Annotated in this window: 19 protein-coding genes; 7 read left to right on the top strand and 12 right to left on the bottom strand. The window is 61.2% G+C overall.

Features of this window, described 5'->3' with window-relative positions; translation table 11 throughout:
- The first annotated feature begins 23 nt into the window (after positions 1-23).
- The 3 genes from J3A71_RS13590 to J3A71_RS13580 all read left to right on the top strand — a co-directional run bounded on the left by J3A71_RS13590 (position 24) and on the right by J3A71_RS13580 (position 5,409).
- Positions 24-2,201 carry a malate synthase G gene (locus J3A71_RS13590; RefSeq protein ID WP_012314189.1) on the top strand — a complete coding sequence of 726 codons (2,178 nt, stop codon included), beginning with the start codon at positions 24-26 and terminating at the stop codon, positions 2,199-2,201.
- Positions 2,202-2,417: 216 nt separating this feature from the next.
- Positions 2,418-4,103, top strand: a complete 1,686-nt coding sequence (locus tag J3A71_RS13585; protein ID WP_012314188.1) for a lactate permease LctP family transporter — start codon at positions 2,418-2,420, stop codon at positions 4,101-4,103.
- Positions 4,104-4,164: 61 nt separating this feature from the next.
- A complete protein-coding gene (locus J3A71_RS13580; RefSeq protein WP_004577328.1) occupies positions 4,165-5,409 on the top strand; it encodes a malic enzyme-like NAD(P)-binding protein in 1,245 nt (414 codons plus the stop codon).
- Positions 5,410-5,423: 14 nt separating this feature from the next.
- Here J3A71_RS13580 and J3A71_RS13575 read toward each other — a convergent pair whose 3' ends face one another.
- From J3A71_RS13575 to J3A71_RS13520, 12 genes are all read right to left on the bottom strand, one after another.
- On the bottom strand, positions 5,424-6,146 hold the full coding sequence (locus tag J3A71_RS13575) for an LrgB family protein (protein WP_042111395.1): 723 nt from the start codon (positions 6,144-6,146) through the stop codon (positions 5,424-5,426).
- Positions 6,143-6,544: a CidA/LrgA family protein gene (locus J3A71_RS13570; protein ID WP_012314186.1), complete on the bottom strand. Its 402-nt coding sequence runs from the start codon at positions 6,542-6,544 to the stop codon at positions 6,143-6,145. The genes J3A71_RS13575 and J3A71_RS13570 overlap by 4 nt, the downstream gene beginning before the upstream one ends.
- A gap of 451 nt (positions 6,545-6,995) precedes the next feature.
- Positions 6,996-8,015 carry an aldo/keto reductase gene (locus tag J3A71_RS13565; protein WP_012314185.1) on the bottom strand — a complete coding sequence of 340 codons (1,020 nt, stop codon included), beginning with the start codon at positions 8,013-8,015 and terminating at the stop codon, positions 6,996-6,998.
- A gap of 97 nt (positions 8,016-8,112) precedes the next feature.
- Positions 8,113-8,484, bottom strand: a complete 372-nt coding sequence (pcaC, locus tag J3A71_RS13560) for a 4-carboxymuconolactone decarboxylase (protein ID WP_012314184.1) — start codon at positions 8,482-8,484, stop codon at positions 8,113-8,115.
- A gap of 61 nt (positions 8,485-8,545) precedes the next feature.
- On the bottom strand, positions 8,546-9,559 hold the full coding sequence (gene proX / locus J3A71_RS13555; RefSeq protein WP_102667721.1) for a glycine betaine/L-proline ABC transporter substrate-binding protein ProX: 1,014 nt from the start codon (positions 9,557-9,559) through the stop codon (positions 8,546-8,548).
- Positions 9,560-9,634: 75 nt separating this feature from the next.
- Positions 9,635-10,549 (bottom strand): proline/glycine betaine ABC transporter permease, encoded by a 915-nt coding sequence (locus tag J3A71_RS13550; protein ID WP_012314182.1) that lies wholly within the window; start codon positions 10,547-10,549, stop codon positions 9,635-9,637.
- Complete coding sequence (locus tag J3A71_RS13545; protein ID WP_012314181.1) at positions 10,542-11,720, bottom strand: glycine betaine/L-proline ABC transporter ATP-binding protein; 1,179 nt, start codon at positions 11,718-11,720, stop codon at positions 10,542-10,544. Before J3A71_RS13545 ends, J3A71_RS13550 begins: the two co-directional genes overlap by 8 nt.
- 233 nt (positions 11,721-11,953) lie before the next feature.
- Entirely contained in the window at positions 11,954-12,781 is an 828-nt protein-coding gene (locus J3A71_RS13540) for an alpha/beta fold hydrolase (protein ID WP_012314180.1), read from the bottom strand.
- Between the two features lie 18 nt (positions 12,782-12,799).
- Positions 12,800-13,864 carry an LLM class flavin-dependent oxidoreductase gene (locus J3A71_RS13535; RefSeq protein ID WP_012314179.1) on the bottom strand — a complete coding sequence of 355 codons (1,065 nt, stop codon included), beginning with the start codon at positions 13,862-13,864 and terminating at the stop codon, positions 12,800-12,802.
- Between the two features lie 39 nt (positions 13,865-13,903).
- Positions 13,904-15,394: an aldehyde dehydrogenase gene (locus J3A71_RS13530; protein ID WP_233100439.1), complete on the bottom strand. Its 1,491-nt coding sequence runs from the start codon at positions 15,392-15,394 to the stop codon at positions 13,904-13,906.
- 46 nt (positions 15,395-15,440) lie between these two features.
- Positions 15,441-16,412 (bottom strand): flavin reductase family protein, encoded by a 972-nt coding sequence (locus tag J3A71_RS13525; RefSeq protein WP_012314177.1) that lies wholly within the window; start codon positions 16,410-16,412, stop codon positions 15,441-15,443.
- A gap of 159 nt (positions 16,413-16,571) precedes the next feature.
- Positions 16,572-18,365 (bottom strand): helix-turn-helix domain-containing protein, encoded by a 1,794-nt coding sequence (locus J3A71_RS13520; protein ID WP_209952963.1) that lies wholly within the window; start codon positions 18,363-18,365, stop codon positions 16,572-16,574.
- 142 nt (positions 18,366-18,507) lie between these two features.
- Here J3A71_RS13520 and J3A71_RS13515 point away from each other — a divergent pair, with 142 nt between their 5' ends.
- From J3A71_RS13515 to J3A71_RS13500, 4 genes are all read left to right on the top strand, one after another.
- Entirely contained in the window at positions 18,508-19,098 is a 591-nt protein-coding gene (locus tag J3A71_RS13515) for an amino acid synthesis family protein (RefSeq protein WP_012314175.1), read from the top strand.
- 124 nt (positions 19,099-19,222) lie between these two features.
- Complete coding sequence (locus J3A71_RS13510; RefSeq protein WP_102667722.1) at positions 19,223-20,695, top strand: NAD-dependent succinate-semialdehyde dehydrogenase; 1,473 nt, start codon at positions 19,223-19,225, stop codon at positions 20,693-20,695.
- A gap of 21 nt (positions 20,696-20,716) precedes the next feature.
- The gene (locus tag J3A71_RS13505; protein ID WP_012314173.1) at positions 20,717-22,108 is read left to right on the top strand and encodes an aspartate aminotransferase family protein; all 1,392 of its coding nucleotides are present in this window, start codon (positions 20,717-20,719) and stop codon (positions 22,106-22,108) included.
- Between the two features lie 1,168 nt (positions 22,109-23,276).
- Positions 23,277-25,238, top strand: coding sequence for a methyl-accepting chemotaxis protein (locus J3A71_RS13500; protein WP_012314172.1), 1,962 nt, complete (start codon positions 23,277-23,279; stop codon positions 25,236-25,238).
- Positions 25,239-25,503 lie beyond the last annotated feature (265 nt).

Below are 25,503 nucleotides of genomic sequence, written 5' to 3'. Positions count from 1 at the left end.
ACCAAGCGATAGGAGAGACGAGAATGACCGAGCGCGTGCCATGCCAGCGTTTGCAGGTGGCTGAGAACTTCAAGCACTTCATCGAGGATGAGGTGCTCCCCGGCACCGAGATTACGTCGGATCATTTCTGGAGGGGGCTCGATGCCCTGGTGCACGATCTGGCGCCGCGCAACCGCGCTTTGCTGGCCGAGCGTGTTCACTTGCAGGGCGAATTGGATACCTGGCACCGCGCCCACCCCGGGTCGGTAACGGACATGGAGGCCTATCAGCGCTTCCTTGGCAGCATCGGTTATCTGCTGCCACAACCTGAAAAGGTTAAGGTCGGCACGGACCATGTCGACCGTGAGGTAGCAGTGCAGGCCGGCCCGCAGTTGGTGGTGCCGGTGATGAACGCACGCTATGCGCTCAACGCCGCTAATGCCCGTTGGGGCTCGTTGTACGATGCCCTGTATGGCACCGACGCCATCGCCGAAGACGGCGGCGCCAGCAAGGGGCCTGGATACAATCCGGTGCGTGGCGCTCGAGTCATTGCGTTCGCCCGCGCCTTCCTCGACCAGGCCTTCCCCCTGCAGGGCGGTTCTCACGTCGATGCCAGCGCCTACCAGGTAGTGGATGGTCAATTGCGGGTATCGCTGCATAGCGGTGAAGCGATCGGTTTGGCCCAATCGGATCAATTCGTTGGTCACCAGGGCGAAGCATCGTCACCGACCGTCGTACTGCTCGTGCATCATGACTTGCACGTGGAGATCCAGATCGACCCGACCAGCCCAGTCGGCAGCACCGATGCCGCTGGCGTCAAGGACCTGGTGCTGGAGTCGGCCTTGACCACCATCATGGACTGCGAAGATTCAGTGGCCGCGGTCGATGCCGATGACAAGGTGGCTGTCTACCGTAACTGGCTGGGCCTGATGAAGGGCAACCTGACTGAAACCGTGAGCAAGAACGGGAAGGCATTCACGCGTACCCTGAACCCTGACCGCACCTACCAGGGCCGCGACGGTAAACCAGTAACCCTGCCGGGGCGCTCGCTGCTGTTCGTGCGCAACGTTGGTCATCTGATGAGCACCCCAACCATCCTCGATCAGGAAGGTCAGGAGATTCCCGAAGGAATTCTCGATGCCGTAATCACTAGCCTTGCAGCCGTTCACGACCTGCGCCGCCGCGGCAACTCGCGTAGCGGCAGCGTCTATATTGTGAAGCCCAAGATGCACGGCCCTGCTGAGGTAGCATTTGCCAACAGGCTGTTTGGTCGAGTTGAGGATCTTCTTGGCCTGGCCCCTCATACCTTGAAGATGGGCATCATGGACGAGGAGCGCCGCACCAGCATCAACCTCAAGGCGTGCATCGCCGAAGCCGCCAATCGCGTGGTGTTCATCAATACCGGATTCCTCGACCGTACGGGCGACGAGATGCACTCGACCATGGAAGCCGGCGCCATGCTGCGCAAGGGCGACATGAAGTCGACTCCCTGGATCCAGTCCTATGAGCGCAACAACGTACTGGTGGGGCTGGACTGTGGCCTGCGTGGACGTGCGCAAATCGGCAAGGGCATGTGGGCCATGCCGGACCTGATGGCAGCCATGCTTGAACAGAAAATTGCTCACCCCAAGGCCGGTGCCAACACCGCGTGGGTACCTTCGCCTACCGCCGCGACGCTGCACGCGCTGCACTACCACCAGGTAGACGTGCGTCAAGTGCAACAAGAGTTGGAACGCATCGACCTAGACAGCCAGCGCGCCGAGTTGCTGCAAGGCCTGCTCAGTGTGCCGGTCAGTGTCGATCGCAATTGGAGCCCGACCGAGATCCAGGCAGAACTGGATAACAACTGCCAGAGCATCCTTGGCTATGTAGTGCGCTGGATCGAACAGGGCGTTGGTTGTTCCAAAGTGCTCGATATCCACGACGTAGGTTTGATGGAAGACCGCGCCACCCTGCGTATCTCCGCCCAGCATATTGCGAACTGGCTGCACCATCGTGTGGTTAGCACTGGCCAAGTCCGTGCAGCGCTGGAGCGCATGGCTCAGGTGGTCGATGGGCAGAATGCTGGGGACCAAGCCTACCGCCCGATGGCGCCGGACTTTGAAAGCAGCCATGCCTTCCGAGCCGCCTGTGACCTGGTGTTCAAGGGACGTGAGCAGCCAAGTGGCTACACAGAGCCGCTGCTTCATGCCTGGCGGTTGCGCTTCAAACAGGCTCGCTGAACCCGTACCTGCCCGTCGCTGATGAGCTCACTCCCACATGACTGCACCGCGTCTGTGGGAGATCCCAAATAACGTTTTCGCAGCATCCAGTACCGACAGGATCTGGCTTGCCAGCGAGGAGGCATTGCTCACCGTCATACACATTCGACCAGCTAACCCCGTCGAAACATCCGCATCACCCTTACAAGCTATCAACAATAAAAAGAGGCTTTTAACATGCAAACTTGGGAACAGATGTACACTCCCCTCGGCAGCCTGGGCTTGTCAGCCCTGGTCGCGCTGATCCCGATCATTTTCTTCTTTATTGCTCTCGCCGTCTTTCGCATGAAAGGCTATATCGCCGGCACCATCACCTTGGTGTTGTCGATCCTCGTCGCCACCCTGGCCTACGACATGCCCCTGGACATGGCCTTTGCCGCTGCCGGTTACGGCTTCGCCTATGGTCTGTGGCCAATCGCCTGGATCATTGTCGCGGCCGTATTCCTCTACAAGCTTACGGTCAAGAGCGGTCAGTTCGAGGTGATTCGCAGCTCGGTGCTCTCGATCACCGATGACCAGCGCCTGCAGGTACTGCTGATCGGCTTCTCCTTCGGGGCTTTCCTCGAAGGTGCGGCCGGCTTTGGCGCGCCAGTGGCGATCACCGGCGCCCTGCTTGTGGGGCTGGGTTTCAATCCGCTGTACGCCGCCGGGCTGTGCCTGATCGCCAACACCGCACCGGTGGCCTTCGGTGCTTTAGGTGTGCCGATTATCGTTGCTGGGCAAGTGACTGGCATCGACGCGTTCAAGATTGGCGCCATGGCCGGACGCCAACTGCCGCTGCTGTCGGTCATCGTACCGTTCTGGCTGGTAGCGATCATGGATGGTTGGCGCGGCGTCAAAGAAACCTGGCCTGCCGCGTTGGTGGCCGGTGCGAGCTTTGCCATCACTCAGTACCTGACCTCGAATTACATCGGCCCGGAACTGCCGGATATCACCTCGGCGCTGGTCAGCATCGTCTCGCTGACGCTGTTCCTCAAGGTCTGGCAGCCGACCCGTGCCGCCGATCGTGAGGTGGTCAGCGTGTCCGGCGGTGCGGCGGTCATGGGCGGTTTCTCCGGCCCTCGCGGCAGTACGCCGTCGCCGTATAGCTTCGGGCAGATCCTCAAGGCTTGGTCGCCGTTCCTGATCCTCACTGTGCTGGTAACCATCTGGACGCTCAAACCATTCAAGGCGATGTTCGCCCCAGGTGGCGCGCTCGAGCAGTTGGTGCTGATGTTCAAGATTCCGCACCTGGACCAACTGGTGATGAAGGCCGCACCCATCGTCGCCCAACCTACCCCAATGGCGGCGGTGTATAAGTTCGACTTGGTGTCGGCGGGTGGTAGTGCAATCTTACTGTCGGCGCTGGTCTCGATGTTTGTCCTGCGCATCAACTGGAAGACCGGACTGGTCAGCTTTAAGGAGACCCTGGTCGAACTCAAGCTACCGATCCTGTCCATCGGCATGGTGCTGGCTTTCGCCTTCGTCACCAACTATTCCGGTATGTCTACCACCTTGGCGCTGGTGCTGGCCGGTACTGGCGCGGCGTTCCCGTTCTTCTCGCCGTTCCTGGGCTGGCTGGGGGTATTCCTGACCGGCTCCGACACCTCGTCCAATGCCCTGTTCGGCTCGCTGCAAGCCACCACCGCGCACCAGATTGGCGTCAGCGACACCCTGCTGGTCGCTGCCAATACCAGTGGCGGCGTAACCGGCAAGATGATCTCGCCGCAGTCGATCGCTGTGGCGTGTGCTGCCACCAGCATCGTCGGCAAGGAGTCGGATCTGTTCCGCTTCACCTTGAAGCACAGCCTGATCTTTGCCGCCATCATCGGTCTGATCACCCTGTCCCAGGCATACGTGTTCACCGGCATGCTGGTGCACTGATACCCACCGGGCGCCGGGTTCACCGGCGCCTTTCCACCCCAATCATGATCGGTGAGAACCCATGACCTCCAATTTCAAGCAAGCAGCCCTGGACTATCATGAACATCCCACGCCAGGGAAAATCCGTATCGAACTGAGTAAGCCGGCCAACACCGCCAACGATCTTGCCTTGGCTTACAGCCCAGGCGTCGCCGAGCCAGTAAGGGCTATCGCTGCCTGCCCAGATGATGCGTACCGCTATACCAGCAAGGGCAACTTGGTCGCCGTTATCAGCAACGGTTCGGCGATCCTCGGCCTCGGCAACCTCGGCCCGCTGGCCAGTAAGCCAGTGATGGAGGGTAAAGCACTGCTCTTCAAGCGCTTTGCGGACATCGATTCGGTAGATATCGAGGTCAAGGCCACGACGCCCGAGACGTTTATCGATACCGTGGCACGCATAGCCGACACGTTCGGTGGCATCAACCTTGAAGATATCAAGGCGCCGGACTGCTTCGAGATTGAGCAGAAATTGATTGAGCTGTGCGACATCCCTGTCTTCCACGACGACCAACATGGCACGGCGATCGTGACTGCGGCCGGTCTACTCAATGCGCTAGAAATCCAGGACAAGCGCTTAGAGGACGCTCGCATCGTTTGTCTTGGTGCCGGTGCGGCAGCAACCGCTTGCATGAACCTGCTGGTTGCACTCGGCGCCCGTCGCGACAAGCTGTATATGCTGGACCGTCAAGGCGTGATCCACTCTGGTCGTGAAGGTCTCGATCCGCACAAGTTGGCATTCGCCAATGACTCAGGAGCACGCACCCTGGACGAGGCCTTGCAAGGCGCCGATGTATTCTTGGGTCTGTCTGGTGCGAACCTGTTGACCCCTGAGGCACTCGGCAATATGGCAGCGAGGCCAATCCTGTTTGCCTGCTCCAACCCTGACCCAGAGATTAGCCCTGAGTTGGCCAAATCCGTGCGTGACGATCTGATCATCGCCACCGGTCGGTCTGACTACCCCAACCAAGTGAATAACGTGCTGGGCTTCCCATTCATCTTCCGTGGTGCCCTGGATGTGAGGGCTCGACATATCAATGAAGCGATGAAAATTGCGGCGGTAGAGGCACTGCGACAGTTGGCCAAAACCCCGGTCCCAAGTGACGTACTGCAGGCCTATCAACTGGACAGTCTGGCATTTGGCCGGGATTACATCTTGCCCAAACCGATGGATGCCCGCTTGCTGGTAGCGATTTCGAGCGCAGTCGCCAAGGCTGCAGTCGAGTCAGGCGTTGCCCGCCTGCCATACCCGGCGCATTACCCCGTATAGGGGTAAAGCAACACTCAGGCAGGCCACAGGGAACTGATCAGGGGGACGATCACTGCGGTCAACAGTCCATTAAGGCCAATGCCGACCGCCGCGAACGCAGCCCCCAACCCACTGAGCGGAGCAATCTGCGCGGCGGCTACCCCACTGCCGGCGACCCCAGCAGCCAGCCCATGGGCACGCCAGTCGTCGACACGTAGCCAACCCAACACACTCCGCCCCAAGACTGCGGCTACGATTCCCCCGGCAATGGCCAGGCTGGCGGTCAATGCGGGGACTCCCCCAACTTCCTCCGCCAATGCCATGGCGATTGGCGTAGTGACCGATTTGGGTGCCATAGAAAGCGCCACACTCCGATCCCCTCCCAGTAACCAGACCAGCACAACACCGCTGAGCGTCGTGGTGAGCGAACCGGCCAGGAGGGCCAACCCCACCCCACTCAAGCTGCGCCTCACATGGCTGAGGTTAAGTGCGAGTGGTACCGCAAGTGCGACAGTTGCTGGTCCCAAGAGGAAATTGATGAACTGCGCACCAGCATAGTAGGTGTCGTAGTCGGTCCCGGTCGCTTGCAATACCACGACCATCAATACGATGGCTATCAACACGGGGTTCGCCCAGGCGGCCCCTGCACATCGGCGTTGCACCTGTTGACCGACCACGAAGGCTAACAACGACAGTGACAGCCATAACAGAGGAGAGACTGCCAATGGTGTCCATAACGCAAGCAATGAACTAATCATGCCCGATCCTCTTCACTCGCCGATGCTTGACGCCGTTCAGCCAGACGCGTCAGGTGATGCATCACCATGCCAGTGACCACCAGGCCAAGCAGTGTAGAAACTAGAAGGCCGACCACAATCGGTATCCAGTCTCGCTCGAGTACACCCAACTCGGCCACAATACCTACGCCAGCCGGTACAAACAGCAATCCCATGTTACCGATCAGCGACTGCGCCACTTGCGTCAACGGCGCCGGTGCCCCATCACTTGGGACAATCCAATGGTTGGCAAAAGTGACCAGTGCCACTGCAAGCAGGAACATACCAATCACTGGCCCAGGTAACGGCAGATGGAACAGGCGCCGGGCAATTTCCCCCAGCAGTTGTGCACCGATGAGCATGGCGAAAGCAGCGGGCATATGAACCTCAGTCTAAGAAGTTGCGACCCGCGACCAGTCTAAAAACCTGAGCCACCCAGAGGTTGAAGACCAGTACAATGGACCGAACAGAGTCAGAACATGGCCCGTTCCCCTTTGCATCTGGAAGGACCGACGAGGTCATGCTGGCCTTTCGGGGGCGCGCTGAAAACCACCCGACTGGCAAATGATTTGTGCGGAAAGGGTATTTGAATGGGTATCCGCTGTGGAGAAGACATGGATACTTTGGCGAGCACGCTTTCTGACCTTTCAAAGGCAACGCTGCAGGGTTGATCGCTACCACCACAGCCCGCTGGCCAATCGCTTGCTTGCTACCCTACTTCGCCTCATACCCCCGGCCACGGTGGCCTGGCCGGGTAGCGTCAATATCGACATTGAACGCCAGCAAGTTGGTCTGCTCGCCATCCAAGTGAAGCTTACGATCGGCGGGACATTAGCGCCCAGGCAAGGGAGAACTGAAACGCCCCTCGACCGGATAGCTAGGGTCAGTGTAGTGCGGCGTGGAGCAATGCCCGGGCGGTACCAGGCTGTCGACGAAGCACTCGTCCTGCTCCTCGATACGCACCTGCAATGCTTCTAGGTAACCGTACCACTGCGCCTCGGTGCGAGGCCCGGCGATGACCGAGCTCACGCAGCGGTTGTTGAGGACCCAGGCCAGAGCAAAGGCAGCGCTGCTGGTGCCGCGTGAGGCGGCGTGGGCGGCGACCGATTGGGCAATGTGCAGGGATTCGCGCCGCCATTCGGTTTGGCGGATGCGCTGGTCGCCGCGCCCTGCCCGGCTGTCCGACGGTGGCGGGCCGTCTGGAGCGTACTTGCCGGTCAGAACACCTCGCGCCAGCGGGCTGTAAGGCACAACACCCAAACCGTAGTGATGGGCGGCAGGCAAATGCTCGATCTCAACGCTGCGGTTGACCAGGTTATACAGCGGCTGGCTGGCCACCGGCCGGTCCAGGCTCATATCGTCGGCCAGACGCACCACTTCGGCAATGTACCAACTGCGGAAGTTTGACACCCCGAAATAACGTACCTTCCCCTGGCGGATCAGGTCGCCGACGGCGCGCACGCCTTCTTCCAAGGTCACACCGGGAACGGCACGGTGGAAGTAAAGGATGTCGAGGTAGTCGGTGCCGAGGCGCTTGAGGCTCGCCTCGACGACTTGGTTGATCCACTTGCGCGACTGGCCCTGGCGGTTCGGGGCAGTATCGACGGGTGAGCCGAACTTGCTGGCCAGCACCCAGTCGTCGCGCTGGGAGGCGATGCCCCGGCCGACGATACACTCGGCGGCACCGCCGGTGTAAACGTCGGCGGTGTCGATGAAGTTGACACCCTGGGCATGGGCGTGGGCAATGATGCGCTGGGCGGTCGGTTCGTCGGTCGCGCCGCCGAACATCATGGTACCCAGGCACAAGGGGGAGACCTTCAGGGCGCTGTGGCCCAAGTAGCGGTAGTCCATGAATATCACCGTGGGAAGGGTTGGAAGTGTGCCTGCAGCGGCTGAGTCACGGGGCGAACTCGCGATAGCGCTGACGCGAGAGCCCCGTGCCAGGGCATCAACCCTGCTGGAATACCTCACGGGCACAGCGGAAGCTGTCCACCGCCGCCGGCACCCCTGCGTAGATCGCCGCCTGCAGGAACACCTCGCGGATTTCCTCCTTGCTCACCCCATTATTCAGCGCACCACGAATGTGAAGCTTAAGCTCATGAGGCCGGTTAAGCGCAGTCATGAAGGCCAGGTTGAGCAGGCTACGGGTGCGCCGGTCCAGGCCCGGTCGGTTCCATACATCGCCCCAGCAGTATTGCGACACCAGTTCCTGCATCGGCATGCCGAACTCATCAGCGTTGGCCAGGGCGGCGTCCACGTAGGCGTCGCCTAACACTTCACGACGGGTCTGCAGCCCGCGTTCAAACAATTCCTGATTCATGCAAGGTTCTCCGTTTCGATACTGGATAAGCGCCGGGGCGCCAGCCGCCCCGGCGTGACTGTCACTTGGCCGCGGCGATCCACTGATCGAACTGCGCCTGGTTGGCGCCGATCCACTGGTCGGCAAGCTTGCGGATCATTTCCGGCGAGCCGCCCTCCTTGCCGATCGCTGCCTCCCACTGCGACCACACGGCGGTGGGGAAATGCACCTGCTGCATCAGTTGCCGGATCGCCGGGTTATCGGCGAGGAACTGCTTGTTCGCCACCGTGTGGTAGTTCCACGACCCCATGGCCATACGGCACGGGTTGGCATCGCCGGCGCAGCCCTCGACGTCCTTGACCAGCGCCGAGCCGTCGTTGGGAATGTCCGGCGGCAGCGCGTCCTTGGGCGTAGGCAGCCACAGCACGTCGCTACCTGGGACCAGCGCATTGGTCACCCACGACGGGCTCCAGGCGTAGAAGAACACTGGTTTGCCGCCCTTGACCTTGGTCACCACGTCGGCCATCAGCGCCTCGTACTTGCCACGCACCTGGCGCACCGTGCCGGTCAGCTCGAAAGCCTTCATCTGGTAGTCGATCACCTTGCCACAGCTCCACGCCGGGTCGCAGCTGGTCAGCTCGGCCTTGCCACTGGAGCCGAACAACGCGGCGACCTTTGGATCTTTCAACTGTTCCAGGGTGGTGATGTTGTTGGCCAGTGCGGTCTTCTTGTCGATCAAGTAGCCGTTGATGCCACCGCCAATGATCATCCCCTCTCCCACCAGTTCGGCGTCCTTTGCCACGGCGCGAAAACCTGGTTCGCGCTGCGGCAGGGTGATATCGGTGCCGATGTCCATGTCACGTTGGGCTACGGCGGGAAAGAACAGGGTGTTGTCCAGGGTGACCAGCTTGACCTTGTATCCCAGCGCCTTGAAGGCGTCGGAGACGATCTGCGCCACCACATAGTTACCGCCCAAGCTGCTGTCCTGGGCATAGCGGATGGTCCGGCCATCGCCAGGCAACCCCTCGGCTCGGGCGGTGCCCGTCAGGGCCAATAGTACGGCGGCACAGGCGAGCGTCTTGTGAAACATGTTCATCGTTGTCTACCTTCTTTTTATGCTCGTTATCGGGTTGTGACACACACGCAAACGCATCAAGCAAGGTGCTGCGGCTCAGCGCCCCTGGGACAGCAGGCGCTCTCCGCGCAGGCAGCGGCGGAGCACGCTTTTAAAGGTCAGGGCCTTGCCTGACCGGGGCGCGCCCAGTGCCTGGGAGAACCGGTCAAGCATGATCGCCAGCAGCACAATGGCGATGCCGCCGACCGCCGCGCCACCGACGTCGAGTCGGCCGATGCCCTGCAGCACCACCAGGCCCAAGCCCTCGGCGCCGATCATCGAGATCACCACCGACATCACCATCGCGGTCAGCACCGTCTGGTTCAGGCCGCCGAGGATGGTCGGCATCGCCAGCGGGAGTTGCACCTCCCACAACAGCTGCCACTTGTTGGCACCGAACGCCTGGCCGGCCTCGACGATCTCGCTGTCGACCATGCAGATGCCCAACTGGGTGAAGCGGATCAATGGCGGCATCGCCGCGGTGGCCACCGCTACTTCACCGGGAACATTGCCGACACCGAACAGCATCACCACCGGTACCAGGTACACGAAGGTCGGCGTGGTCTGCATCACGTCCAGTACTGGACGCACCACCATCCATGCCCCAGGGCTGCGTGCGCACCAGATGCCGATAGGGATACCAATTACCGCGCAGAACACGATGGCGGTGGTGATCAGCGACAGTGTGGTCATCGCCTCCGACCACACCCCAAGCACCGCGATGGTCACGTAAGCGGCAACGCTAAAGAGCGCCACGCGAAGGTTGGCCAGGCGCCAGAACAGCACGAAGGTCAACAGCACCATCACCGGGAACGGCATGGCATGGAAGGCGCCGTCGACGAAGTTGAGCAACTGCTCGATTGGCCACTTCAGGCTGGAGAACAGCGGACGGAAGTTCTCCGCCAGCCACTGCACACCGTTTTGTATCCAGTCGGCGATGGGGAACACCGCCAGGTCGTTGGCTTCAAGCATGTCGCACCTCCACGCCCTGTGCGGCGCCAATACGGGCGAGAATATGCCCCGCATCCAGGAACCCGAGCAGTCGCCCGGACTCGTCCGTGACTCCCACTGGTTGGCCACCAATGCACTGCGGTGCGACGTCCACCAGCCGTGCCGTGCTCGGCACGCAAGTGAAGCCTGCAGCCGGCTGCGGCGCCTGCTGGCCGCTGCGGGCTAGGGCAACCTGCTGCTGGCTGAGGATGCCCAGTAGCCGCTGCTCGCCATCGACCAGGAACCCCGGTCCCTGGCTGTTGGCACCCAGCAAGGTGCGGCCTTCGCCACGCCACACCGGCGTAAGCACGGTCATCACGGAAGCGGCGTCGAACACCCGGGCGCGGTCGACCTCGCGGGTGAAGCCGGCCACGTACTCGCTGCCCGGTTCCATGACAATTGACTGCGGCGTGCCCTCGCGGACCACCCGGCCTTCGGACATGATGGCAATGCGTGAGCCGAGCTTGAGCGCTTCCTGGAAGTCGTGGGTGATGAACAGGATGGTCTTGTTCAGGGTGCGTTGCAGGCGCAGCAGTTCATCCTGCATCTCGGTGCGGATCAATGGATCGAGGGCGCTGAACGCCTCATCCATGATCAGCACGTCGGCGTCGGTGGCCAGTGCCCGGGCCAGGCCAACACGTTGACGCATGCCGCCGCTGAGCTCATGGGGCATGTGGTAGGCCCACTTGCTCAAGCCCACCACCGCCAACACTTCCTCGGCTCGGGCGCGGCGCTGGGCCGGCGCGGTGCCGCGCATCTTCAGACCGAACTCGACGTTCTCGATCACCCGCCGGTTGGGCAGCAGGCCGAAGTGCTGGAACACCATGGAGATCCGGGAGCGGCGCACCTCGCGCAGGCCCGCTTCGTCCAGCGCGCAGAGGTCCTCGCCGTCAAGCAGGATGCGTCCGGCGCTGGGCTCGTTGAGGCGATTGATGCAGCGCGCCAGAGTAGATTTGCCCGAGCCGGACAGGCCCATGATCATGTAGATCGAGCCGGACGGGATGCGCAGCGACACGTCGTCCACGCCCACCACCTGGCTCAGGGTGTCCAGCACCTCGGCGCGACCCTTGCCTTCGCGCAGCATCGCTAGCGCTGGGCCGGGTTTGTCGCTGAACACCTTGTAGAGATTCTCAATGACCAGTCGGTCAGTCATGGCTGCGACTCCTCGTGCAAGTTCGGATGGCCCGCGAACTGAGTTCGCGGGGACACGGCAGTCGATGAAGGCCCGGCCTCACGCAAGGCGGCCAGGTGGAGGGATATCGAACCGCTTTTTATTCGGGGGATGCGTTTTTCGATGTTCATTGCCAGCACTCTCGTAGCAAACAGAATCTCACTGACCGGACCGACACCCCCCGCCGCAGCGAGTTTGGTGGCGTGTCCGTCCACTCACTGATCGTCCATGAAGAACTCATGCAATAGGCCGGCGACCTGCTGCGGTGCCTCGATCAGGATCGAGTGGCGCAACCCCGGCAGGATTTCAAGCCTGGAGCCTGGGATGCATTCGTGCATGAAAGTCGCCATGCGCGGGTTAGAGCCCTGGTCCTGCTCGCCGGTGGCGATCAGGGTAGGTACCTGGATTTGGTCGATGAAACCGCCATAGTCGGTCTCAGCCAGCACCCGGTACGCTGCCGCATAGCACTGAGGGTCGTTCTCGGCGTCACGCTGGCGCAGGCAGGCGATTAGTTCCGGATTGCGCGCCTGGAAGTCCTCCGACAGCCAGCGAGACAGCGAGGCATCATGGTGCGAGCCGCGTTCGCCCTCCTGCAACGCCGCCAGACGCTCCAGTACCCGCGTGCGTTCCTCGCGGGTGCGCCCAGAGACCGTGGCCAGCAGCGCCAGGCGCCGCAGCCGGTGCGGGTGCTGTAAGGCCAGGCGCTGGGCAATCAGGCCGCCCAGGGAGAAACCGGCCAGGTCGAAGGTGTCGAAGCCCACGTGAGCGGCCAACGCCAAGGTGTCGCCGACGAAGTCGTCGATCTCGTAGCGGCCGTACACCCGCGAGGAACGCCCGTGGCCGCGCAGGTCGAAGGTGAGGATGCGAAAGTCCTCGACCAGGTGGCTGGCAACCGCGTCCCAGGCTTCCAGGTATGAGCCCACACCGTGGATGCATACCAGCGGGCGCGGGCCGCGCCCCTGCAGGCGGTAGTTCAGTTCGATGCCGCCGGTGGCCAGGGTGCCCTGGATCATGCCCGATGGGTCGGAGGTTTGCGTCAGCATATGCGCTCCCTGTCCGTCTCAATCGGCCTGACGCGCGGCGGCGCGACGGGCGAAATGCGGCATGACTTCGTCGATGAACAGGCGCAGCGTCTTCTCCTGCAACTCGAACGGGAGGTTGAAGGCCAACCCCAGGCAGAACTGGTCGACCCCTTGCGCCTCGTACAATTCCAGCTTGCGGATGATCTCGTCAGGGGTACCGAACATCAGGTTCTCACGGATCGCCTCGGGGTTGTAGCTATCGCGGTTGGCCACCAGTTCATAGGGTACCGCCTCGGGGAAGCCGTTGTTCACGGTGCCGATGTTCTGCATCAGGTTCTCGAAGGCGCGCCCGTAGTCGATGCTGTGGCGCACGGCCACTTCCCAGTCCTGCTCACGGTCGTAGACACAGGTGCGGCGCTGCATCATGAAGCGCGGGCGCGGTACCTCGGGATGGTCGGCCACCGCCTTGCGGAACTTCTCACCCAGTACGACGACTTCGCTGGCCGGTGCTGACAACGGCGTGGAGAGGATGTTGGCGCCGACACTGACGGCCCAGTCAAAGCTTGCCGGATCACGTGTGGCTACCCAGATTGGCGGGTGTGGCTGCTGCAGCGGCTTGGGTACCGAGGTCGCGACCGGGAACTTCCAGTAATGGCCGTCGTGGGCATAATCTCCCTGCCAGAGCTTTTTCACTGCCGGCAACAACTCTTTCATGTAGGCCACCCCTTCTTGCTGCGGGATGCCGCCGGCCATGCGGTCGAACTCGTATTGGTAGGCACCGCGGGCGATGCCGAACTCCAGGCGCCCACCTGTCAGGTGGTCACACAAGGCGGACTCACCCGCCAGGCGTATCGGCGACCAGTACGGCGCCACCAGCGTCGAGGTGCCGAGACGAATGTTCTGCGTGTGCTGGGCCAGCCAGGTCAGCGTAATGAATGGGTTGGGCGAGATCGTGCACTCGAGCGTATGGTGCTCGGCGGTCCACAGGGTCTCGAAGCCACCCTCATCGGCCATGCGCACCAGCTTGAGGAAGTTGTGGATCTTGTCGCTCATCCGCTCCTCGGGGTTGAAGCGCTCCATGCTCAGGGAAACTGCGAATTTCATTGTTGTTGTCTCCAGTCGTGTGGGGTTGGGCAAGCGCAATCAGCGCAGGCGGATGACGAATGGGTCTTGCAAGGTCTCGGAATAGTCCACCAGCACGTTTTTCAGGCGCGAGAACTCACGCATCACCTCGAAACCGCCGCGAATGCCATAGCCGCTGTTTTTCATGCCGCCGTTCGACGACATATAGGCCGTCGAGCGATAGGTGTTGATCCAGACCGTGCCGGCGTCGACGTCACGGGCAAAGCGCATGGCGCGGCTAATGTCTCGGGTCCAAACACCGGCGGCAAGGCCGTACTCGGTGTCGTTGGCCAGTTCGATCAGTTGCGCCTCGGTATCGAAGGGCACGACCCCGACCACCGGGCCGAAGATTTCATCGCGCATGAAGCGCATGTCGTTGCGCGCATCGACGATGACCGTCGGTTCGAAGTACCAGCCACCGTCTCGCACCGCTTCAGCCGCGCGCCGACCGCCCACGGCGACCCGGGCCCCTTCTCGGATCGCTGAATCGACGTAGTGCTCGACTTTCTCCAACTGCGCGGCCAGCGCCAGCGGGCCGATATCGGTGTCTTCCATGGTCGGGTGGCCGACCTTGATCCGCCGTGCGCGCTCGACCAGCGCATCGACGAACGCGGGATAGATCGAGGACTCGACAAAGCAGCGCGAGCCAGCGACGCAGGTCTGCCCGGCGGCGGCGAACACACCGGCGACCACGCCGTTGACCGCATATTCGATGTTGGCGTCGGCGAACACCACATGGGGTGATTTACCGCCCAGTTCCATCTGGCACGACACCAGGTTCTGCGCCGCATTGGCGGCGATTTTGCGGCCAGTGGCAGTGCTGCCGGTAAACACCAATTTGGCAACGCCGGGGTGGCGACTGAGCGCCTCGCCGGTCGTCGGGCCGTCGCCCGTCACCACGTTGATCACTCCCGGCGGAATACCGGCCTGGATCGCCAGTTCGGCCAACGCCAAGGTCGATGCGCTGGTGTGTTCGGACGGTTTGATGACGACGGTGTTACCGATCGCCAAGCACGGTGCCAGGGTGCCGGTGAGCAGCATCAACGGCGAGTTCCAAGGCGTGATCATGGCCACCACGCCAATCGGCTCACGCAGGTTGTAGTTCAGCGCATCGAGCTTATTGACCGGGATGGTGTCGCCCTGCAGCTTGTCGGCCATGCCGGCGAAGTAGTAGAACGAGTCAGGCAGGCCGCGCATCTGCGCCACCATTTCCTTGAGCAGCTTGCCGTTGTCGCGGCACTCGATGCGCGCCAACTCGTCGGCATGAACCGCAACCAGCTCACCCAGTCGGCGCACCAGCTTGCCGCGCTCAGTTTGCGTCATGCGACGCCAGGCAGCGCCTTTCAATGCGGCCTGTGCGCTACGTACCGCTGCATCAACGTCCCGAGCATCGGCCTGGGAAAATTCGTACCAGGGTTGCCCGGTGGTCGGGTCAAAACTGGGCAGGAACTCGCCGCTCTGGGCGACGGTGAACTGGCCGTCGATGAACAGTTGCTGCCGGGAGCCTTGCAGGCTTTGCAGTGTGGTTTGCATGTGTGATCAACTCCTGATTTCTGACTCAGTAGGCTTTGTCCCAGCTCTGCGCGCTGCCGACCATCGCGACACGCCCGCCCTCCTGGGAGTCCATGTAGATGCCGAAGCTGCCGCGCTCGGTCTCACGCGCATAGCGCTGCAACATGGCGCGTATCTCGTGGGAGATAATGGTTTCGTAGGGCAGTTGATCGAGGGAGAAGAAGTGCAGCGAAGGCGGCAACGCACCCTCCAGCAGCGACTCGCCCAGTTTGGCGCGATAGATCAGATAACCCGGGTCGTTATCGGCGGTGTCGAACACCGAATAGAGGAAGGTGTCATCGGGCAACAGAGCCAACTCGCCGCCCACGGACAGCGGCAGACGGCCGTCCTTGAGTCGACGCGAAGCGGTCGGCAGCACCCAGCCGCCCTTGCCATCCTCGGCCAGGAGCAAGCGCCCTTCGGATTCGATCAGGTAGCCGGTGATCATGTCGCTCGCCGAGAGCCAGCCCGGTGGCAGCGGGTCCTTGACCTGGGCATAGCGGCCGCGACAGAAACCCAACGGCGCCTCTGGGCTGGTACCGAACGCCTGGACCTGGCCGAGCAGGATGATATGGTCACCAGCATCGATGCACTGGTGCACCGTGCAGTCGAACCAGGTCAGGCAATCGGTCAGCACCGGTGCCCCGGTGTGCACCGCGACGTGGCTAACCTGGTCGAATTTGTCGGGGGCTTTGGAGGCGAAGACGTTGGAAAGCGCGACCTGCCCTTCGTGCAGCAGGTTGACGGCAAAGCTGTCGGCCTGCAGGAACACCGGATAGCTCGCTGCACCCTTGCCAATGCACACCAGCAGCAACGCCGGATCAAGCGAAACGGAGGTGAACGAATTGGCCGTCATGCCCCTTGGGCTGCCCTGCTCGTCACGGGTTGTGACCACGGTTACCCCGGTGACGAACGTACCGAAGGCACGGCGCAGGGCCATTGGGTCTATCGTCTTGTATTCGTGTTCAACGGTCTGCATGTCACTCACCTCAAGAATGCCGTTGCATTGATTGAGGTCAACTATAGGGACGGTGACAGGCAGGGTTCTTCCTAGGTATGGAGGAATAATCGGTTATTTATTCTCGGTTTAAGAGCAAAGCAGACTACCCCTGCGCCTCACCCGAGGTAGTCCTGCCCCTCATCTTTTGCCGAGTTCTGCGCCGGTAGTCAGTTGGTGTAACTGCAGCGCTAGTTCAAGGGCGAAACGCCGCTCAGGAGTATCGAAGTCCAGACCGAACAGCTCTTGAATCCGTGCCAGCCGGTAACGCAGCGTGGTCACGTGCAAGCCCATCGCATCGGCGGCCAACTGGCTGCGACAACCTGAGCGCAGGTAAGCCGTCACGGTCTCCAGGTAAGGTGCAGAGTTGCGCTTGTCATACTCGATCAGCTTGCCCAGAGTGCCGCTAATGAAGTGCCGCACATCGGTGGCGTCGGCGGCGCCGATGAGCAGCGGTAGCGCACCCAGGTCCGGCATTTCGAGCATGCCGCTGCGCCCGTAGTCACGGGCCACGCGGATCATCCGCCAACAGCGCTCCCACTCGATGGCCAAAGGCTCGAGCCCCTCGAACGTTTCTCCCAGCACCACGATCGGCTCATGGCCTAGCACACGCCCGAGGGCATCGGCGATACGCCGGCCAAACCGCGCTTGCACCGCCACCTGCTCGGCGTCTACCGGCAGTAGACAAACCAGGCCGCTACCTAGGGTGACCATGTGCATGGGCACTTGCAACTGCTTGGCCAGGCCGGAAACCTGCCGACTGCATTCGAGCATCAGATTGTTTCGATGGCTTCCATGACCTGCAAAATCCACGACTAACATGCGCAGCGGCGCGGCCAACGGCAAGCCGAGGCGCCGGGCGCGCGCGAGGACATCCTCCGAATCGCGGAAGCGGCGCTCGACGATCTCGGAAAACAACTCGGTCAGGGTGCGGGTCTCAAAGCGGTAGCGGATCACGCTGCGCATCAATTGCACGCTCAAGGCGAAGCAGGCGTTCTCCAGGAGCAGCTTGCGCAGGGTGTCGGGCGGCGCATCACCCACGACCAGCAGCGCACCGACCTGTTCATCATCCACCGTCAGCGCTTCGATGTGCGCCGCGAGCCGATGCTCTCCCTCAAGCGGCAGCATCACCTGACCGTCACGCTGATGCTGCAAGGTGTCGTGAATGTAGCCCAGCAGTTCGCGCCCGCCGCTGCCAGCCAGCCAGCGTGTCCATTGCGTGTCGTCGTACAGCGCCGGCAAGGCCGAAGCCGAGCCGACCACGTGGCCGGCGGAGAAATCCGCCACCAGTACCGCACCACCGAGCAACTCTCCCAGGGTGGCGGCCAAGGCTTGCAACGAGTCGCCCGCCAGCACGTTGCGTAACAGCGAACGCTGCGAACCGAGGATGCGTTGTAACTGCTCATTGGCTTCCAGTTGCGCACGGCGTCGATGGGCACGGTCCACCGCGATCGCCCCCAGATCAACCACCGCGGCCATGAAGGTCAGGTCCTCCTCGGCCACCTCCCTGACCGAGCGAGAAATGACAGTGAGCACCATCGGACGTCCTTCAGCGTCGCTGCTGGGCATCGGCAGGGCCAGTACGGTTCGGTAGTTGCGTGCCAGGGCGTCACGCCGATAGCCCGGAAAGCGTGTCGTGTGCTGGGCATCGCGGATGTAGACCGGCTCCCCACTCTGCAACGCGATTAGCGAGGGACTGGTCGCCAGTTCCCAGCGGTCCTGCATTTTCTGCGGCAAACGGCTGCTCTCATACCGTGCCATGACCACACCGTAACCGTGAGCGAGATCAATGCACATCACAGACCCTAGATCCCAGCCGCCTTGCTGGCAGGCTGAGCGGGTCAACTCACCGAGCAACGATTCCAGGTCCTCGTCGGAACTGATCTGGCTCGCCACCCGCCGCAACGCCGTGATTTTTTCTTGATGTTCAGGCATCGGGGACCCCTTCCACCGATAAGGATTAATCGAATCAGAGGAAAAATAACAGAATCTTGCGATGGTTCGACGGAAGATTCGCTCCGAATCAGTGACTAGCATGGCCTTCAATTCCACATGGCCCACTGTCCTGGAGGCTTTGATGCCCGCTGATATCCGCAAGATCGTGACGTTTATCGAAACTACCCATCAGGAAGGCGGCAAGGACGCACCCAGGCCGATTACCTCGGTGGTTGTCGCGGCCGTGCTGCGCAACCCTTGGGCCGGCGAAGGTTTCGTCGAAGACCTGAGTCCCGAGATCGTTCGCCTGGCACCCGAGTTGGGCAAAATGATGTCCGCGGCGCTGGTGGCCCACCTGCCCAAAGAGCACGTACAGGCCTATGGGAAAGCCGCGGTGGTGGGCACCAGCGGCGAGATCGAGCACGCCGCCGCACTGATCCACACCCTGCGCTTTGGCGACGTGTACCGCGAGGCGGTGGATGGCACGGCGTTTCTCAGCTTCATCAACACCCGGGTTGGCGCGGGCGCGTTGCTCAGCGTACCGATGATCCACAAGTCCGAGACGGGTAAGCGCTCGCACTTCATCACCTCCACCTTCCAGATCGCCGACGCACCTGGCCCTGACGAGATTGTCATCGCCATTGGTGCCAGTGATGGCGGGCGTGTCCACCCACGCATCGGCGATCGATTCAAGGACCTGGAAGATATTGCCGCAGAACGCAAGCGTGCCTGACATCCCGCATGAACATCTGACGACTGTTCCTTTGCGTCGGCAGTTCCACACGCGGGATCCACATCCCGCGTAATGCTCGCCGCATGAGCAAACCCTCACGCCGGAAAAACCGAGGCAAAAAATAATGAAAAATCGTGCAACGGCAGCGTTACAACAGTTGAGCCGTCCAGATCTCCTGGAACTGCGTGCCTACATAGCAGGGCAATGGATTCATGGCGAAGGACACTTGGCCGTCACCGATCCTGCTACCGACGAGGTCATTGCCCACGTCGCCCATTGCGACGAGCACTGGATCGACCGTGCAGTGGAGGCGGCCAGCGAAGCCTTCGTCAGTTGGCGTGCACTGCTGCCAGCTCAGCGCGGCAATCTGCTGCGCAAATGGGCAGCGCTGACCCGTGAGCATTGCCAGGACCTTGCGACCATCATGTCGGCCGAGCAAGGCAAGCCCTACGCCGAGTCCCTCGGTGAGATCGACTACGGTGCCAACTTCCTGGAGTGGTTCGCAGCAGAAGGCGAGCGCAGCTACGCAGAATCGATCCCTAGCCATCTGCCGGGTAGTCAGCTCACTACCCGGCTGCAACCCATTGGCGTCACTGCAGCAGTCACGCCTTGGAATTTTCCGAACGCTATGATCACCCGCAAAGCCGGCGCGGCACTTGCAGCCGGCTGCCCGATGATCATCAAGCCGGCGCCAGAAACGCCCCTTTCCGCGCTCGCCTTGGCGAGGCTCGCCGAAGAAGCCGGGCTCCCGGCCGGGGTATTCCAGGTGGTCACCGGCGACGCGCCGAAACTGTCCAAGCAGTTGCTTCAGCACACCGAGGTGAGAGCCTTCAGCTTCACTGGCTCTACCGAAGTCGGCCGGATTCTGCTGCGCCAGTCCGCCGACACGGTGAAAAAGGTCTCGCTTGAACTGGGTGGGCACGCGCCTTTCATTGTCTTCGATGACGCCGACGTGAACGAAGCCGCCACAGCGTGCATCGCCGCCAAGTTTGCCACTTCTGGCCAGGACTGTCTGGCCGCCAACCGCATCTACGTGCAGCGCAGCCACTATGACGCCTTCGTCACCGAGTTCACTCGGCTGGCCAAGTCACTGCGTGTCGGTCACGGCCTGGCAGAGGGTGTGGATATCGGCCCGATGACGCGTGTCAGCGTTGCCAACAAATGCCGTGACCATATTGGCAATGCGATTTCGCTGGGCGCACGGCTGATGTGCGGTGGCCTGGATCACAACCTGGGCAGCAGTTTCGTCCTGCCGACCGTGCTAGCGGATGTCACCGATGAAATGGACATCGCGTTTGAAGAAACCTTCGGCCCGGTCGCGGCGATCCTACCGTTCGACAGCGAGCATGAGGTCGTTCAGCGCGCCAATGAAACCGAGTACGGCCTGGCGGCTTATGTCTACACCAATGATCTGAAGCGCGCGGCGCGCGTCTCCGAGCAGTTGGAGTACGGCATGGTCGCGCTCAACACGGCGAAATTCACCGGAGCACCGATTCCTTTCGGTGGCTGGAAACAGTCCGGCCTGGGCCGGGAAGGCTCCAAACATGGCCTGGCCGAGTACATGGAACTTAAATACGTCTGCGTCGGCGGCCTTTGATCAAATAACAGGAGAACAACCATGGATAAGCAAAAGATCGACCTCGTTTCGGCCCAGGATCGTGGCGCGGTACTGCACCCGTTCACCCACCTGAAGGACTTCGCTTCCGGGAAACTGGGAGACCCAACAATCGTCGAGACCGGCAAAGGCATCACCATCACAGACGCGACCGGCCGTGAGTACATCGACGGCTTCGCCGGCTTGTATTGCATGAACGTCGGCTACGGCCGCACCGAGGTAGCCGAAGCCATCTCCCGCCAGGCCCACAAGCTCGCGTACTACCATACCTATGCCGCGCACACCACCGACGAGTTGGCGCGGCTGTCCGATCGGCTGGTAAAAATGGCCCCGGGCAAGATGAGCAAGGTGTTTTACGGCCTGTCGGGCTCCGACGCCAACGAAACCCAAGCCAAGCTGGTCTGGTACTACAACAACCTGCGTGGTCTGCCGAAGAAGAAAAAGATCATTTCCCGTGATCGCGGTTACCATGGCTGCTCAGTCGTTTCGGGCTCCATGACCGGTATGTCGTTCTACCACGACTTCATGGACCTGCCGGTCTCCGGTATCTTGCGAACCGGCGCTGCGCACTACTACTGGGGTGCCGAACCAGGTGAGACCGAACAACAGTTCTCGCAGCGTCGAGCTAACGAGCTGGAGGAACTGATCCTGCGCGAAGGCCCCGACACCATCGGTGCATTCATTGCCGAGCCGGTGCTGGGTACCGGCGGCATCACCCCACCACCCGCTGGATACTGGGCAGCCATTCAGCCGATCCTGAAAAAGTACGACATCCTGCTGATTGCCGATGAAGTCATCACCGGCTTCGGCCGTACCGGCGCCATGTTCGGCTGCGATAAGTACGACATCGAGCCTGACCTGATCACGGTAGCCAAGGGCCTGACCTCAGCCTATGCGCCGCTCTCCGCCTCGATCGTGGGTGAGAAGGTTTACAAGGTCATGGAGGAAGGTGCGGACAAAGTGGGGGCGTTCTCCCACGGCTACACCTATTCCGGTCACCCCATCGGGGTCGCAGCTGCCAATGCGGTGCTGGACATCGTCGAGCAGGAAGACATTCCGGGCAACGCGGCAAGGGTCGGCGAGTACTTCCAGAAGTCCATGCAGGAAACCTTCGGCGCGCTGCCGATCGTGGGTGAGGTGCGTGGCGTGGGCTTGATGGCGGCCATAGAGTTCGTCGCCGACCCGCTCACCAAGACGCGCCTGGACCCGTCGCTGAAAGTCGGTGCGCGTATTTCCAAGGCGGCCCGTGATCGCGGTCTGATCGCCCGTGCTATGCCGCATGGCGAAATCCTTGGCTTCGCACCACCACTGGTCACCACCCGAGAAGAAGTCGACCGGATAATCGACATTGCTCACCGTGCAGTCTTAAGTGTTATGGGCGAGCTCAAGATTTGACCTTGATGTGATCAGAATAGTCTGACCTGGTGTGGCGCTTCTCAAACACCGCTCGTAGCATCAGTAATGCCTGAAGCAATGGTATGACAACTGACTGAGCCACTGCTCTGATCGATGTGAGCGACGAAGAATGCAGCGAATTTCTTCGTCGCTCACATCAGCGCAAAAGCCGCGCCGAACCATGCTCCTCGAATGCAAGCGCAATCCAGATGAAGCTATCACCCTCCGACTTATGACCAGATTGGCTAGGCCATTCAAATTTCAGTTGCAGCGTAACTACCTAGATGGCGAGTGCCTCTCGGCCTCCGATCGTGGGAGCCTAAGAGTTAGACATACACCAGCCTATTGCGCCCCAAAGGTGCAACTGCTCTGATCGATGCACAAAACTGCAGCGCCCCCCCCTTTTTAGGGACCAAGCGAGCTTTTCCGATTCTCTCTTTTCGCCAGCAACACGTTCCATCCAATCGGAACAGCACCAACTGATGACGAATGATCGCTCTCCGGCATTGCACATCGCGTAGGCGAACATATTGCCCCTATCGGCGTGCACTGTTTGTGGTGCGAACGAGCTCGCCATATCGAATCGCACGACGCTACTTGGCCTCCACACAAGATCGTGGATGACCTCGTCGAGTGATATTGAGGCTTCTACAAGTAGCCACATAGCCGCTTCTCGTAAGGCTGGGGGCCGACCATCGTCGAACAGCCCAGATCAGTCAGCTTGATGTGCATATCCGAACGTGCACTTCGCAGCCAATCCTTGGCGCGACTCCTGAGGGGAATTTGTAGGTCGCACAAAATTGAAGGGTCATGGCGAAATCAGAGGCGATTCGATGTTGCTGGACCTCGACCATTTCAACTCGATCAATGATCGGTCTCACGGTTAGCTCCGACCCACTGCTGACGCTTATCGGTGGCGAGGTATTTGCAGAGGTGAGTTAGGTCCCCGACATGACATGGGCGTCCCTTGACCAACGCCTGCGGGCTGGCCTGCATCACTGAACTGGTAGCTGCGAGCGGCGTCCCGGACTCCCGCCAGTCCCCCATTGGAGGGCCAGTAGTGGTCTCGCGACCGGGCATCAGTTGCTGTCCAGGCAGACGTTCTTTGTATGAGACCGAACGCTCAGATGCCTACTGAATAGCTCTCCTTCTTTTTGAGGCCATAAGCATGCTGTCCAATGCCCCCCTTCGCCTGAAGCTGTTGCTGATATTGATCTTTCCACTCCTGGGGTTCCTGTGTCTCTCCAGCCTGTATGCCACTGACAACTACCGTGCCGTGCGCGACATGCAGTCCACCGTCAGCGCGAGCAGTACTGTCGATGGCCTGAGTCAATTGATTACCGCCCTGCAGCGCGAACGGGGAGCCAGTGGCATCTTCATTGGTAGCCGCGGCACCAGCCTGCAGGATCGCCTGCAACAACTGCGCAAGAACAGTGACCAGGCCATTGCTGCTGTGCGCCGCCTGCCCGACGCAAAACAGGATGATAACGAGAAGTTACTTGCGGCTATCGAGCACCTGGCCGACACCCGCGAACAGATAGATCGACTGGCGATCGATAGTAGCGAATCCGGCACCCGCTACACGAACATGATCCAGCAATTGATCAGCTTTACCCAGGCACTGGAGAACCAAGTCAATGATATTGCCGTCGTGCATGCCCTCGCAGCACTCAACCAGTTCATCGAACTGAAGGAGCGCGCCGGTCGGGAACGTGCGCTGCTTGGCATCGTGTTCAGCCAGGACCATTTCAATGAAGTGCTTTTGTCCCGTTTCAGTCGCAACCTGGGAGAGTTCTCCGCCTATGCCGACGGCTTCCGTCGCCAAGCATCCGCAGCCTCCCTGAAGCAGTTCGAGACGGTTCTGCACACAGCCGATGCCCTTGAAGTAGCTCGCTTACAGCGGGTGGCCATCGAGACACCGCTGGGTCAACCCCTCGGCATCAAGCCCGACAGCTGGTTTGAAACCTCGACCCGACGCATCGACCAGATGAGCACGGTGGAACATGCATTGGCGGCCAATGTCGCCGCATTGGCCAACCAGGCGCTCCAGCATGCCAAGCGCGCATTGTGGCTGACGCTTGCCGGTACACTGGCGGCAGTGCTGCTAGCCGGGCTGTTCTCGTGGCGTATCATCCGCACGATCGGCGGGGCCGTACGGGACATCAATGCTGTACTGGCAAGCCTTGCCGAACGTGACCTCACCGCCAGGACTCGCTATCGCAGCCAGGATGAGTTTGGCCATATCGCTGACAACCTCAACCGCATGGCCCACGAAATCACCGACATCATCCAGGAGATCGGTCACGCGACCGCTCAAGTGGCCACTGCTGCCGATGAGTCCTCTGCGGTCACCCTGCAGACCAGCCGCAGCGTCGAGCAACAGCGTCAGAGCACCGAACTGGTGGCGACCGCCATCAACGAGATGAGCGCCACAGTACGTGAAGTGGCCCAGAGCACTAGCGCTGCTGCGAACCTGTCGCAACAAATTCATGCTAGTACGGCCCAGGGACGCAGCGAGATCGAAAGCACCGTAGGATTGATTCGTGAGTTGTCGGCACAAGCGCAGCATACCGCGACCATCCTCGGCGAACTGAAACAGGAGAGCGATACGATTTCCTCGGTACTGGATGTCATTCGGGACATTGCCGAGCAAACCAACCTGCTGGCCTTGAATGCGGCCATCGAGGCGGCGCGCGCCGGTGACCATGGCCGAGGCTTCGCCGTTGTCGCATCGGAAGTGCGCACCCTGGCCCAGAAGACTCAAGAATCGACCGGCAGCATCCAGCAAATGATCAGCAACCTGCAAGCCGGGTCCGACCGAGCGAGCACGTCCATGCACGTGACCCTGGCCAAGGCTCAGGACGGAGCCCGCCGAATCGGCCGTGCCGGTGAACTGCTTGCTGCGATAAACGAAGGTGTCGCGAGCATCAACGACCGAAACATTCAGATCGCGTCAGCCGCCGAGGAACAGAGCGCCGTATCCGAAGATATTAACCGTAACGTCACGGGCATCAACGACCTGGTGATCCAGGTCAGCGCCGGCGCACAGCAGACTGCTGTCACCAGCCAGGAACTGGCGCGACTCGCCGAGCATCAGCAGGTGCTGGTCAGCCGTTTCAGGCTGGCTTGACGCAAGGAAGTCACCCGGTGTGCAAGCATTCATATCCAGCGGTTCGAAGCCCCTGGCTGTTTACGGCTATTAGTCGGTCCTGGAGTGAGGCGCATTGAACATTCAGAAACCAGAGCGCCCCTGGTTTCTGAGTGAGTCGTGCCTAGGTCCCAAGGGCTGGCGGCAGTTATGCTGAAGCTAGCCCCAGCAGCCAACGAAGAGTGATAAGCGTATCCGTCCGGCCAACACATCTTCCTGTCGCGACCGCCGAAGGCCATGGTGTCCA

It is taken from the genome of Pseudomonas sp. PvP089, assembly GCF_017875165.1.
Taxonomy (GTDB): domain Bacteria; phylum Pseudomonadota; class Gammaproteobacteria; order Pseudomonadales; family Pseudomonadaceae; genus Aquipseudomonas; species Aquipseudomonas fortuita.
Note: the sequence above shows the minus strand (reverse complement) of the source record. Positions and strands in the feature narration are given on the sequence as shown.